This is a genomic window from Mycobacterium sp. ITM-2016-00317, from assembly GCF_002968295.1.
In the GTDB taxonomy this organism is placed as follows: Bacteria; Actinomycetota; Actinomycetes; order Mycobacteriales; family Mycobacteriaceae; genus Mycobacterium.
On sequence record NZ_CP134399.1, the window covers coordinates 1,407,359 to 1,420,389 of the forward strand.

The following is a 13,031-nucleotide window of genomic DNA, read 5'->3' on the forward strand; positions in this document are numbered from 1 at the left end:
GATTGGTGGACCGCCGCCGATCACGCGGTGGTCAGAACTGGTGCTCACCGCCGTCGATGTCGATGTTCGCGCCGTAGATGAAGCTGCTGTCGGCCGACGCCAGGAACGCCACGGCGCCTGCCACTTCCTGGGGACGTCCCAGCCGTCCGATCGGCACGCCCTTGGCCATCTCCGCCTTGAACCCCGCCGCGTCTTCCGGCCCGACGGCCTTGTCGGGCGCCGGGGTGTCGATCGAGCCCGGCGAGACCGCGTTCACCCGAATGCCCCGGTCCTTGAGTTCGTTGGCCCAGCTGCGCACGAGCGAGCGCACGGCGGCCTTGGACGCCGAGTAGAGGCCGAAGTTCGGCCAACCGTCGTCGGCGCGGATGGACGAGTTCACGATCACGGCCGCGCCGTCGTTGAGCAGCGGCACCGCCTTCTGCACCGTGAGCCATGTTCCGCGCACATTGATGTCGAAATTCTGCTCGTAGTCCTGCTCGGTGGCGTGGGTCAGCGGCCCGATGACCGCCAGGCCGGCGTTGGCGAACAGCACGTCGAGGCCCTGGCCGCGCTCCCGGACAGCGTCGTAGAGCCGATCGAGATCGGCGGCACTCGCGATGTCGCCCACCACCGGGGTGGCCGCGGAGCCGATCTGCGCGGCGGCCGCATCCAGTGCCGCCTGTTGCCGGCCGGTGATGAAGACGTGGGCGCCTTCGTCGGCGAGTCGTTGTGCCGCAGCCAGTCCGATGCCGCTGCTGCCGCCGGTGACGACCGCGGTCTTGCCCTCGAGTGTTCCCATGCGATGACTCCATTCTTTTGTACCGATCGGTGCACAATTAACGTAGCACTTCTGGACCGATCGGTACTTAATTGCTGAGGGGGTGCGATCCGGTTCCCTACCGATCGGTGCAGAAGGGGTAGGATCGCCGCCAAATGGGATCGCCGAGAACGTCTTCGATCGGCCGACCCAGAAGCTTCGACACCGACGAGGCTCTGGACCGGGCCATGCTGGTGTTCTGGGAACGTGGCTTCGAAGGTGCCTCGCTGACCGATCTGACCGAAGCCATGGGCATCACCCGCACCAGCATGTACGCGGCGTTCGGCAACAAAGAGGAGCTGTTCCAGGCGGCCGTGCGCCGATACCTCGCCGGGCCGGGCGGCTATCTCACCGCCGCGCTGGCGGAGCCGACCGCGCGTGGGGTGGCCGAGGCGTTCCTGCGAGGTGCGGTGCGCACCACCACACGTCCCGACGGTCCCGCAGGATGTCTGGTCGTACAGGGCTCACTGGCGGCGGGGACGGCCGGGCAACCGGCGCGCGACGCGCTGATCGAGTGCCGCGAAGAGACGGTGTCACACCTGCGCGAGCGGTTCCGCCGGGCGGTCAAGGACGGTGACCTACCCCCGGAGGCCGATGCGGGGCTGCTGGCCCGCTATGTGATGACCGTGGCGAACGGGATCGCGGTCCAGGCCACCAACGGCGTCGGGCGCCGAGAACTACAGCGGCTGGCCGACATGGCGCTGCGGCACTGGCCGCTGCTCTGACGCTAGGCCCCGGGGCCCACGTTGCCGGCCGGGTCCGCAAGTCGTGCACGTACTCCGGTGGCGCACCGGCGATTTCGGCTGCATCGGCCATCACGCCGAGATAGCGAGCCGACGGGATGCCGCCCTCCCACGCGTCGAGCACATACAGCCACGCCAGCACCGGTTCCAGTGCGGTGTCCGAGGAGAACCCGGAAGTGCGGTCCACCCGGCACCGGATCTTCTTGTGGAAGCCGAGTTCGGAACCCTCCCAGCGGTCGAGGTTCTCCTCGTCCTCCTTGGTCACGTCGTAGAGCACGACGAACACCTTCGACGTCGGATCCTCGACGATGGTGGCCAGCGCGCCCTCCCACGTAATGTCCGCGCCGCCGAACGTCAGCCGCCACCCGTGCAACCAGCCCGTCCCGGCCATCGGGGAGTGCGGCGCCCGCTGCAGCATCTGGTCCGGATGCATATTCGATCCGTAGGCGGCGTAGATCGGCACGCGAGAAGCTTAGACGTACCGACGGCTTCCGGCGGGACCTGGACGGCCGAGCTGTCCACGCCACGGCTACCTCCGTGGCCTAGGTTTGAACCGTGGTAACGCGCATCGTGATCATCGGCGGAGGGCCAGCGGGATACGAGGCGGCTCTGGTGGCGGCCGCCCGGGGCCGCGACGTCACCCAGGTGACGGTGATCGACCAGGACGGCCTCGGCGGGGCGTGCGTGCTCTATGACTGCGTGCCGTCCAAGACGCTGATCGCCGCGACCGGCGTGCGCACCGAGCTGCGCCGCGCCGAGGGGCTGGGCTATGACATCGGCATCGAGGACGCGAAGATCTCGCTGCCGCTGATCAACAACCGCGTCAAGACACTGGCCGCGTCGCAGTCGGCCGACATCGGCAGTCAACTCCTCAACCAGGGCGTCACCATCATCGGCGGCCGCGGCGAGCTCGTCGACGACATCGCCGGCATGGCCCACCACCGGGTGAAGGTCACCACCAACGACGGCAAGGTCGGCGTGCTCAAGGCCGACGTCGTGCTGATCGCCACCGGCGCCAGCCCGCGGGTGCTGCCCAACGCGGTGCCCGACGGCGAGCGGATCCTGACCTGGCGCCAGGTCTACGACCTGACCGAACTGCCCAGCCACCTGATCATCGTCGGCTCCGGGGTCACGGGCGCGGAGTTCTGCAACGCCTACACCGAACTCGGCGTGCGGGTGACCGTGGTGGCCAGCCGCGACCAGATCCTGCCGCACGAGGACTCCGACGCGGCGGCCGTGCTGGAAGAGGTGTTCAACGAGCGCGGTGTGACGCTGGTCAAGAACGCCCGCGCCGACTCGGTCACCCGCACCGACACCGGTGTCCGGGTCGCGATCGCCGACGGCCGCGTCGTCGAGGGCAGCCACGCGCTGATGACGGTCGGCTCCGTGCCGAACACCGAGCACCTGGGTCTGGAGCGCGTCGGCATCGAACTCAAACCCGGCGGCTACATCCCCGTCGACCGGGTGTCGCGCACCCCGGCCACCGGGGTCTACGCCGCGGGGGACTGCACCGGTCTGCTGCCGCTGGCCTCGGTGGCCGCCATGCAGGGCCGCATCGCGATGTACCACGCGCTGGGGGAGGGCGTCTCACCGATCCGGCTGCGTACGGTCGCGTCGGCGACGTTCACCCGGCCCGAGATCGCTGCGGTCGGCATCCCGCAGTCGGCGATCGACGACGGCAGCGTGCCGGCCCGCACGCTGGTGCTGCCGCTGAGCACCAACGCCCGCGCGAAGATGTCGCTGCTGCGACACGGCTTCGTGAAGATCTTCTGCCAGGCCACCGGTGTGGTGATCGGCGGGGTCGTGGTGGCCCCGATCGCCTCGGAGCTGATCCTGCCGATCGCGCTGGCCGTGCAGAACCGCATCTCGGTGACCGACCTGGCGCAGACGCTGTCGGTGTATCCGTCGCTGTCGGGATCGATCGTGGAGGCCGCCCGTCGGCTGATGGCGCACGACGATCTGGACTGATGCGGCTGAACCCGATTGCCGACTCCTTAACGCGGCTCGTTCCTCGCCGCTTGATCGTCGTCCGGCTCAATTTGATGACCGAACTCTCCCCCGCAAGCGGGAGGTACCCCCACAACGCGGCTCGTTCCTCGCCGCTTGATCGTCGTCCGGCTAGCCTGGGAGTCGACCATCCGTACTGACGAGTAACGAGGAGCCGGTCGACGTGACTGACCCGATCCCCGCTCCAGGCAACGGCCAGACGTTTCTGAGCCCGCGGCAGCGGGAGGGCGCCTGGGACCGGCTCGGCAGCGAACAGTTCGATGTGATCGTCATCGGCGGCGGCATCGTCGGCGCCGGCGCCGCGCTGGATGCGGCCACCCGAGGCCTGAAGGTCGCGCTGGTCGAGGCCCGCGACTTCGCCTCGGGCACGTCCAGCCGCAGCAGCAAGATGTTCCACGGCGGCCTGCGGTATTTGGAGCAGCTGGAGTTCGGGCTGGTGCGCGAGGCACTGCACGAACGCGAGCTGTCGCTGACGACGCTGGCCCCGCATCTGGTCAAACCGCTGCCGTTCCTGTTCCCGCTGACCAACCGGGGGTGGGAGCGGCCCTACATCGCGGCCGGGATCTTCCTCTACGACCAGCTCGGCGGCGCGAAATCGGTTCCGCCGCAGAAACATCTGACCCGGGCGGGGGCGCTGCGGCTGTGTCCCGGGCTCAAGCGCAGCTCGCTGATCGGCGGAATCCGGTACTACGACACCGTCGTCGACGACGCCAGGCACACGATGACGGTCGCGCGCACTGCGGCGCACTACGGCGCGGTGGTGCGCACCTCGACGCAGGTGGTGGCGATGCTGCGGGAAGGCGATCGGGTCACCGGTGTGCGGGTGCGCGACTCCGAAGACGGTTCGGTCACCGAGGTGCGCGGCCATGTGGTCGTCAACGCGACCGGGGTGTGGACCGACGAGATCCAGGCTCTGTCCAAGCAGCGAGGCCGGTTTCGGGTGCGGGCGTCCAAGGGCGTGCACATCGTGGTGCCGCGCGACCGGATCGTCAGCGAGGTCGCGATCATCCTGCGCACCGAGAAGTCGGTGCTGTTCGTGATCCCGTGGGGCACGCACTGGATCATCGGCACCACCGACACCGACTGGAACCTCGACCTCGCGCACCCCGCCGCGACGAAGGCCGACATCGACTACATCCTGGGCCACGTCAACAAGGTGCTCGCCACCCCGCTGAGCCACGACGACATCGACGGCGTGTATGCCGGGTTGCGCCCACTGCTGGCCGGGGAGAGCGAGGAGACCTCGAAGCTGTCCCGCGAGCACGCGGTCGCGGTGCCGGCTCCCGGCCTGGTGGCCATCGCCGGCGGCAAGTACACCACCTACCGGGTGATGGGTCAGGACGCGATCGACGCGGCCGCGGAGTTCGTCCCGACCCGGGTGGCGACGTCGATCACCGAGAAGGTGCCGCTGCTGGGGGCCGACGGTTACTTCGCGATGGTCAACCAAACCCAAAGTGTCGGTGCGTATTACGGCCTGCATCCGTACCGGGTGCGGCATCTGTTGGACCGGTACGGCTCGCTGATCGGAGAGGTGCTCTCGCTGGCAGACAGCAGGCCGGAACTGCTCGAGCCGATCACCGAGGCGCCGGTGTACCTGAAGGTGGAGGCCGCGTACGCCGCGGTCGCGGAGGGCGCGCTGCACCTGGAGGACATTCTCGCGCGGCGGATGCGGATCTCCATCGAGTACCCGCACCGGGGTGTGGACTGTGCCCGTGAGGTCGCCGAAGTGGTTGCGCCCGTGCTGGGTTGGAGTGCCGAGGACGTCGACCGCGAAGTCGGGACCTACCTGGCCCGCGTCGAGGCCGAGGTGCTGTCGCAGACCCAGCCCGACGACGAGTCCGCCGACGCGTTGCGCGTGGCCGCCCCGGAGGCGCGTGCGGAGATCCTCGAGCCGGTGCCGCTCAATTGAGGCGGCCCGCACCGCTTCCGGTGCGCGACGGGCTCGGCCCTGCGCGGGTGCGGTTGCGTGGCGGTGCGGTGCTGGTGGAGTTCGCCGACCGGTTCGGTGAGGCCGCCGCGCAGAAGGTGCTCGACGGCGAGGTGTTCACCGCCGACGGTGAGGTCGTGGGCGCGGGCACTGTGCTGCAACCCAATTCGGTGGTCTACCTGTACCGCGACCTCCCCGACGAGGTGCCGGTGCCGTTCGACATGCCGATCGTGTACCGGGACGAGAACGTCGTCGTCGTCGACAAGCCGCACTTCCTGTCCACGATGCCGCGCGGCAGCCACGTCGCCGAGACCGCGCTGGTGCGGCTGCGCCGCGAGCTCGACGTGCCCGAACTCAGCCCCGCGCACCGGCTGGACCGGTTGACCGCCGGGGTGCTGGTGTTCACCACCCGGCGCACGGTCCGTGGGGCGTACCAGACGATGTTCGCGCGCGGGGAGGTGACCAAGACCTATCTCGCGCGATCGTCGGCGCCGACCACCGGGCGCGAGTTCCCGGTGACGGCACGCAGCCGGATCGTCAAGCGCCGGGGTCTGCTGCAGGCCGTGGAGGAGCCGGGGGAGCCGAACGCCGAGACGGTGGTGGAGTTTCTCGGCGACGGTCGTTATCGGCTCACGCCCAGGACCGGACGCACCCACCAGCTGCGGGTGCACATGAACTCGCTCGGGCTGCCGATCGACGGGGATCCGCTCTACCCCGACGTCCTGGAGGTGGCGGTTGGCGACTTCTCGACGCCGCTGAAACTGCTCGCGCAGACGTTGGAGTTCACGGATCCGATCACGGGCTTGCGGCGGCGGTTCACCAGCGAGCGGAGCCTGTGAGCGTGCGCTCAGATCGCGACTCCCCTCGAAGATCGCTCCATCGCGATCTGAGCGCACACAGACGCCGGCGGAGCGGCCTGCGCTCCCGTGTCTCGTGCGTCGCCCGGCGCCCCGGCGTCGCACACTTCTGAAATGTACTTGATCTGTCAATAATTCGCTGCCCGGATTGTGCGTCATCGTCAACAGGGGTCTGACTAGGCATTGTTTCCGCGAAGGTGGATGTTCGGCACTTTGCGCGCCGACAGGTGCCTCCCGGCAATCCCGGCACCGGAAGCGTGCCGGACGGCGGACCCGCGGCGTCCTGTGTAGATGGATTCAAATCGTCCGGAGGCGGTCGGTGAGGGCAAATCGGGCGGGCTGTCCGGTCGCGCCGGGCACCCCGCGCCGGAGCCGGGCTCGTTCCGGGTGGCTGGGACGGGGCTGTCACAATCGCGTGATGTGGATTACACCGGCGCACAACATTGACGGGGGCATCGGCGAGGGTGGGTGGAGCTGATGGACCGGACCTCTTTCGACCGGCTGTTCGACATGACGGATCGGACCGTCGTCGTCACCGGCGGTACCCGCGGGATCGGGCTGGCGCTGGCCGAGGGCTACGTGCTGGCCGGTGCCCGCGTCGTGGTGGCCAGTCGCAAGGCTGAGGCCTGCGAGAAGGCCGCGCAGCATCTGCGCGAGCTGGGCGGCTCGGCGATCGGGGTGCCCACCCACCTCGGCGAGGTTGAGGACCTCGGCGCGCTCGTCGAACGCACGGTCGCCGAGTTCGGCGGGCTGGACGTGGTGGTCAACAATGCCGCGAACCCGCTGGCGCAGCCCTTCGGGCAGATGACCGGCGACGCGCTGACGAAGTCGTTCGAGGTCAACCTGCGCGGCCCGGTGCTGCTGGTGCAGGAAGCGCTGCCGCATCTGAAGGCCAGCGAGCACGCCGCCGTGCTGAACATGGTGTCGGTCGGCGCGTTCATCTTCGCCCCGATGCTGTCGATCTATGCGTCGATGAAGGCCGCGATGATGTCGTTCACCCGGTCGATGGCCGCGGAGTTCGTGCAGCACGGCATCCGGGTCAACGCGCTGGCGCCCGGACCGGTGGACACCGACATGATGCGCAAGAACCCGCAGGCGGCCATCGACGGGATGGTCGGCGGCACGCTGCTGGGCCGTCTGGCCAGCGCCGACGAAATGGTCGGTCCCGCTTTGCTTCTCACCTCGGATGCGGGAAGTTACATCACCGGACAGGTGATCATCGCCGACGGCGGCGGCACCCCGCGCTGACCCGCCTCGTTCCTCCGCCGAAATTGCATTCCACGCGGTCTTTTTCGCGTTTCGGCCGCGTGGAATGCAATTTCGGCGCAGGTCAGGACTTGCGCAGGATCTTGGCGGCCATCTCGCGCATCTCACCGCTGGTCGACGCGACGATCTGGCTGCGGTTCTCCAGGTGCAGCGCGGCCTCCAGGCTGGCGGCCCCCAGGTTGGCCCACAGCACCTGCTTGGTCGACTCCAGGCCGAATTTGCCGTAGCCGCAGAGGGTCTCGGCGATGGTTAACGCCTCGTCGAGGGCCGGGTCGGCCACCCGTGACACCAGCCCGAGCCGCAACGCCTCGTCGGCGTCGACCGCGCGGGCGGTCAGGATCATGTCGAAGGCCGGTCCGGCGCCGATGACGCGCGGCAGCGTGTAGCTCACCCCGATGTCGCACCCGCCGAGCCCGAGCTTGATGAACTGCGTGCAGAACCGCGCCGTCGGTGCCGCGACCCGGATGTCACATGCGGCGGCGATGCCGAGCCCGCCGCCGTAGGCCACGCCGTTGACCGCCGCGATCACCGGCTGCCGTAACCGGTGGATCTTGGCGGTGAGGTCGGCGATGCGTTCCTGCCAGCGCATGCCCGAGCGGGGGAACTCGGTGCCGCCGCCGGTCTGCTCCGGGTTGGGCGCGCTCAGGTCGAGGCCGGCGCAGAAGCCGCGCCCCGCGCCCGTCAGCACCACGACGCGGCAGGTGTTGTCGTCGGCCAGAGTGTCGAGGGCCCGGTGCAGTTCCTCGACCAGTTCGTAGGACAGCGCGTTGAGCTTGTCGGGCCGGTTGAGGGTCACAACAGTGATCTCCGGCCGGGGGTGGGCGATCTCGACGACGGGCGACATGCCCGTCACGTTAACTGCTTCGCCAGCCCGCCACGCCGACAGTGATCATCCTCAGTTGCTTGATCGCGATCCGGCGGATCTCGGCGACGCCGGCGGGGTCGGTGGTGTCCTCGAGCGACTCGGCGATCACGATCATCGAGTTGACGAACACGCTGGCCAGGATGTTGAGGTCCTCGCTGCTCCACGTGTTGAGGTTCGGGAAGCGGGCCAGGTCGATCGCCAATTCCGAAGTGATCAACCGGATTTCGGTGCGGATCGCGTACCGCAGCACGGTGACGCCGGTGGAGCGTTCGCGACCGATGAAGCGCCAGTGCTCTCGGCGCTGCTGAACCCCGTCGATCAGGATGTCCACCGAGGACTCGATCACCCGGTTCGGGTCGAGCTTGCCTGCGCGCGCGCCGCGCAGCATCTCGCGCAGCGCGCGGAACGACTCGTCGATCAGCACGAGGCCGAGGGCTTCCATGGACTCGAAATGCCGGTAGAACGCCGCGGGCACGATGCCGGCCTCGCGGGTGACCTCGCGCAGGCTCAGTCCGCTGAAGCTGCGTTCGGCGAGCAGATGCAGTGCCGCGGCGACGATCGCGCGGCGGGTGGCTTCCTTGCGTGCCTCGCGCGACAGGGTCTCCCCGCTCTTCTCCCGGGATCTGGAACGTCCCGTTCGCGAGCTGGGCGTACGACTGTTCACTGTGTGAAAACTACCACAAGCTGCATGAACCCCTTGACGTACTCGCAGCAATGCGCGCACGGTGTACATATGTTCACTGAAACGATGACCCGGGTGCGGCGGTCGTCCCTATTGGACCTGCTCACCGGTCCGCACGGGGTGGACCGCTACACCGAGCTGGTCGATCCGACCTGGACCCGCGGCGACGCCCGGGCCCGGGTGGTGGCGGTGCGACGCAGCACGCCGCGCAGTGTGACGCTGACGCTTGCGCCGAACCGGGCCTTCACCGGTTTCCGGGCGGGTCAGCACATCAATTTGTCAATCGAGATCGACGGCCGCCGGCGCACCCGGCCGTATTCGCCGGCCAATGCCGAGGGCGACTCGCTCATCGAGCTGACCGTCGGACGTCACGACGGCGGCCTGGTCTCCACATACCTGTGCGACAAGGCCCGCCCGGGCATGGTCGTCGGGTTGGATTCCGTCGGCGGCGACTTCACGCTGCCGCGCGACGCGGGCCGCCTGCTGTTCGTCTCCGGCGGCAGCGGCATCACCCCGGTGATGTCGATGCTGCGCACACTGCGAGACCGGCGGCACGGCGGGGAAATCACGTTCGTCCACTATGCACGCTCGATGCAGGAGGCCGGCTATCACGCAGAGCTCGCCGACATCGCCCGGGCGATGCCGAATGTAACGGTGCGGCACGGCTTTACCCGTGACCGCAGCGGATCCGACCTGCCGCCGCGCTTCGAGGACCACGCATTCGAGGCCGACGCCGTCTTCGTGTGCGGGCCGCCGGCGCTCGTCGACGCGGTGCGGGCCGTCCATCCGGACGCGCGCTCGGAGAGTTTCGTCCCGCCGGTGTTCACCGGCGAAGCCAGCGGTGGCCGGGTCACTTTCGCCGACAGCGCCGTCGAGCTCACCGACGACGGCCGACCACTGCTCGATCAGGCCGAGTCGGCCTGCAGCCCGAGAGCGGTTGCCGAATGGGCATCTGCTTCTCCTGTACACGCCGCAAGACCAGCGGCGTGGTGCGCAACGTGATCACCGGGGCGGTCTCGACCGCCGAAGAAGAAGACGTGCAGCTCTGCGTCACCGCACCCGTCGGTGACGTCGACATCAACCTGTAACCGCCGAAATTGCATTCCACGCGCTGCTTTTCGCTGAAAGGCCGCCGCGGATGCAATCTCGGCGACACCGAGAGGGAGCACCATGACTGACCTTCTGGACACCACGACCACCCCGCCGCAGCAGACCATCACCAAGACGGTCTCAGGCACGCCCATCACCCTGACCCCGGAGCAGGCCGAGGCGTTCGGCCGCGAGCTCGACGCGCTCAAGGAGGCCGTCGTCGCTGACCTCGGTGAGCGCGACGCCACCTACATCCGGCGGATGATCAAGGCGCAACGCGGCCTCGAAGTGGGCGGGCGGACGCTGCTGTTCGGTGGGATCTTCCCGCCGTTCTGGCTGGCCGGCACCGCGATGCTGGGGCTGAGCAAGATCATCGACAACATGGAGATCGGCCACAACGTCATGCACGGCCAGTACGACTGGATGGGCGACCCGGCGATCTCCAGCCGCAACTTCGAATGGGACACCGCGTGCCCGGCCGACCAGTGGCGGCACTCGCACAACTACATGCACCACACGTACACCAACATCGTCGGCCTGGACCGTGACATCGGCTACGGCATCCTGCGGATGAGCTCCGATCAGCGGTGGCGGCCGTACTACCTGGGCAACCCGGTGTATGCGTTCCTGCTGATGGTGCTGTTCCAGTACGGCGTGGCGCTGCACGAGCTGGAGAGCGAGAAGATCGCCGCCGGCGAGATCACGCTGACCGACAAGCGGGAGATCCTGGACGGCATCTGGGCCAAGACCAAGCAGCAGACGCTCAAGGATTACGTGGCGTTCCCGCTGCTGGCCGGGCCGTTCGCGCCGTGGGTGTTCGCCGGGAACATGACCGCGAACCTGATGCGCAACGTGTGGTCGTACATGATCATCTTCTGCGGGCACTTCCCCGAGGACGTGCAGGAGTTCTCCATCGAGGAGACCAAGGCCGAGACCCGCGGGCAGTGGTACTTCCGTCAGGTGCTCGGCTCGGCGAACCTGACGGGGGGCAAGCTGTTCCACATCCTCTCCGGCAACCTGTCCTTCCAGATCGAGCACCACCTGTTCCCCGACATCCCGGCGTTCCGGCATGCGGAGATCGCACCCAAGGTGCAGGAGATCTGTGAGCGCTTCGGCGTGCCCTACAACACCGGCCCGCTGCCGCGGCAGTTCGCGACGGTGGTGCGCAAGATCGTGAAGTTCGCGCTGCCCTTCTAGACCTTCGCGCCGAAATTGCATTCCACGCGGTCCTCACCCGGGATTTGGCGCGTGGAATGCAATTTCGTCGTGGGGAGCTCGGGGACGTAGGTCTTGTGGCGGGGGCCGCCGCATGGTGGGGTGTGCGAGGTCGGACCCTCTGTGCGGAAGGAAGCTCTTTATGCGTGCTGCGTTGGCGGCGATGTCGGTGGTGGCTGCAGGTGCCGTGGGCGGCATGGGGGTGGCGTGGGCCCAACCGGTGCCTGACGCCGGCCAGCTGACCGCCGAACTGCGGCAGGTGCTCAACACCGGCGCCCCGGCGAGTGAGCGCGCGGCGAAGCTGGCCGGTGGCGACGCGGCGGTGCCGACCGCCGACAACATCGCCAATCGCCTGAACACCTACGGCGGCATGGTCAACTGGCAGGTGCAGAACCCGGTGCTCAACGGCGACCGGCTCGACGCGCAGATCGCGGTGACGATCCCGATCTTCGGCACCAAGACCCACGACATCTACTGGGTCGACCAGGACGGCGCATGGAAGCTGTCCAACCCGTCGGCGTGCGTGATCGCGCGCGACGTCGCCGGCGTCGACTGCACGGTGTAAACCTTCGCCGAAATTGCATTCCACGCGGCCGCTACGCCGAATGCGCCGCGCTGAGAGCAGTTTCGGCGAAGCGGTACGCATAGGCGTATGACGGGATCTGCACGGCTCCGCGCCAGCCGCGGGCCCGCATCGCCCCGTTCAACCGGTTGAGCACGACGACGGGGTCGTCCTCCTTGACGACCGTGGTGACATGCCAGCCCAGGCGGAGAAGTTCCGGCATGACGCGCCGGTCCTTGAGGTACTGCGCGCGGTCCGATTGGTGCTGCTCGCCGTCATACTCGAAAGCAACCCCGTAGTCCTCCCAGCCGAAATCGAGGACACGGACATGTCGGTCGTATTCGTCGACGACGCGGATCTGGGTTGCCGGCACCGGGAACCGCGCGTCGATCACCAGCTTGCGCCACCACGACTCGCGTGGTGACTCCGCACCGCCGTCGACGAACGGCAGCAGCGCTTTCACGCGGGCGACCCCGCGAGCGCCTTTGTACCGCTGAGTCAGCATCATTACGTCGTCGAGCGAGAAGGGCTCGGCCCGCATCAGCGCGTCGAGGCGTGCCAGGGCCTCGTAGTCGGGGCGGAAGCGGCCGAGGTCGAATGCGGTACGTGCGGGCGTGGCGGTGGGTATGCCGTCCAATAGCTGCCACTCGTCGGGGGCCAGGCGGTCAGCGCGGGCAACGATGCCCGCCGGGGGCCGTGGCCACTTGTAGATCAGCTCCACATCGACGGCGGTGTCGATCCAGCCCGACCCGTGCAGTGCCGAAGCCGCGAGTCCTGTCACGACGCCCTGGCGCCGGGACCACAGCCAGGCGCCCAGAGTGCGATCGCGCAGCGTGACCTCCCTGTCGATCGGTGCGTGCACGTTCGGATAGATCGGGCGGTACCAGCGTCGGAGCCGATGACTGGTCAGGGTGCCGTTGGCGACGGACTCTGTTCCGATGATCACGTTTCCCATGTTTCCCATGGCCGAATGATCGACGGCGACGCCGACAGCTTTCGTCGAGATTGCTTGCAACGCTGGA

The 13,031-nt window shown here is 68.3% G+C and carries 11 protein-coding genes and 2 pseudogenes; 8 read left to right on the forward strand and 5 right to left on the reverse strand.

Features of this window, described 5'->3' with window-relative positions:
• Window positions 1-31 precede the first annotated feature (31 nt).
• Complete coding sequence (locus C6A87_RS06745) at window positions 32-778, reverse strand: SDR family oxidoreductase (RefSeq protein ID WP_311116542.1); 747 nt, start codon at window positions 776-778, stop codon at window positions 32-34.
• 134 nt (window positions 779-912) lie between these two features.
• On the opposite strand from C6A87_RS06745, the gene C6A87_RS06750 reads away from it, so the two are divergent.
• Entirely contained in the window at window positions 913-1,521 is a 609-nt protein-coding gene (locus C6A87_RS06750) for a TetR/AcrR family transcriptional regulator (protein WP_311116543.1), read from the forward strand.
• 22 nt (window positions 1,522-1,543) lie between these two features.
• Here the strand turns inward: C6A87_RS06750 and C6A87_RS06755 are convergent.
• Window positions 1,544-2,002: pseudogene (locus C6A87_RS06755) on the reverse strand (gamma-glutamylcyclotransferase); the annotation flags it as partial.
• 92 nt (window positions 2,003-2,094) lie between these two features.
• Between C6A87_RS06755 and C6A87_RS06760 the strand changes: the two are divergent.
• From C6A87_RS06760 to C6A87_RS06775, 4 genes are all read left to right on the forward strand, one after another.
• Window positions 2,095-3,507: an NAD(P)H-quinone dehydrogenase gene (locus C6A87_RS06760; protein WP_311116544.1), complete on the forward strand. Its 1,413-nt coding sequence runs from the start codon at window positions 2,095-2,097 to the stop codon at window positions 3,505-3,507.
• A gap of 202 nt (window positions 3,508-3,709) precedes the next feature.
• Window positions 3,710-5,455, forward strand: coding sequence for a glycerol-3-phosphate dehydrogenase/oxidase (locus C6A87_RS06765; RefSeq protein WP_311116545.1), 1,746 nt, complete (start codon window positions 3,710-3,712; stop codon window positions 5,453-5,455).
• Complete coding sequence (locus C6A87_RS06770) at window positions 5,452-6,312, forward strand: pseudouridine synthase (protein WP_311116546.1); 861 nt, start codon at window positions 5,452-5,454, stop codon at window positions 6,310-6,312. Before C6A87_RS06765 ends, C6A87_RS06770 begins: the two co-directional genes overlap by 4 nt.
• Window positions 6,313-6,807: 495 nt before the next feature.
• Window positions 6,808-7,578, forward strand: coding sequence for an SDR family oxidoreductase (locus tag C6A87_RS06775; RefSeq protein ID WP_311116547.1), 771 nt, complete (start codon window positions 6,808-6,810; stop codon window positions 7,576-7,578).
• Window positions 7,579-7,660: 82 nt separating this feature from the next.
• On the opposite strand, the gene C6A87_RS06780 is transcribed toward C6A87_RS06775, so the two are convergent.
• The gene (locus C6A87_RS06780; RefSeq protein ID WP_311117834.1) at window positions 7,661-8,440 is read right to left on the reverse strand and encodes an enoyl-CoA hydratase-related protein; all 780 of its coding nucleotides are present in this window, start codon (window positions 8,438-8,440) and stop codon (window positions 7,661-7,663) included.
• A 10-nt stretch (window positions 8,441-8,450) separates the two neighbouring features.
• Complete coding sequence (locus C6A87_RS06785) at window positions 8,451-9,125, reverse strand: TetR family transcriptional regulator (protein ID WP_311116548.1); 675 nt, start codon at window positions 9,123-9,125, stop codon at window positions 8,451-8,453.
• A 69-nt stretch (window positions 9,126-9,194) separates the two neighbouring features.
• Between C6A87_RS06785 and C6A87_RS06790 the strand changes: the two are divergent.
• From C6A87_RS06790 to C6A87_RS06800, 3 genes and pseudogenes are all read left to right on the forward strand, one after another.
• Window positions 9,195-10,231, forward strand: a pseudogene (locus C6A87_RS06790) (flavin reductase family protein).
• A gap of 82 nt (window positions 10,232-10,313) precedes the next feature.
• Window positions 10,314-11,429, forward strand: coding sequence for an acyl-CoA desaturase (locus C6A87_RS06795; protein ID WP_311116549.1), 1,116 nt, complete (start codon window positions 10,314-10,316; stop codon window positions 11,427-11,429).
• Between the two features lie 160 nt (window positions 11,430-11,589).
• Window positions 11,590-12,012 (forward strand): hypothetical protein, encoded by a 423-nt coding sequence (locus tag C6A87_RS06800; protein WP_311116550.1) that lies wholly within the window; start codon window positions 11,590-11,592, stop codon window positions 12,010-12,012.
• A 31-nt stretch (window positions 12,013-12,043) separates the two neighbouring features.
• Here the strand turns inward: C6A87_RS06800 and C6A87_RS06805 are convergent, their stop codons facing one another.
• Window positions 12,044-12,964, reverse strand: a complete 921-nt coding sequence (locus tag C6A87_RS06805; protein ID WP_311117835.1) for a hypothetical protein — start codon at window positions 12,962-12,964, stop codon at window positions 12,044-12,046.
• Window positions 12,965-13,031: the final 67 nt, after the last annotated feature.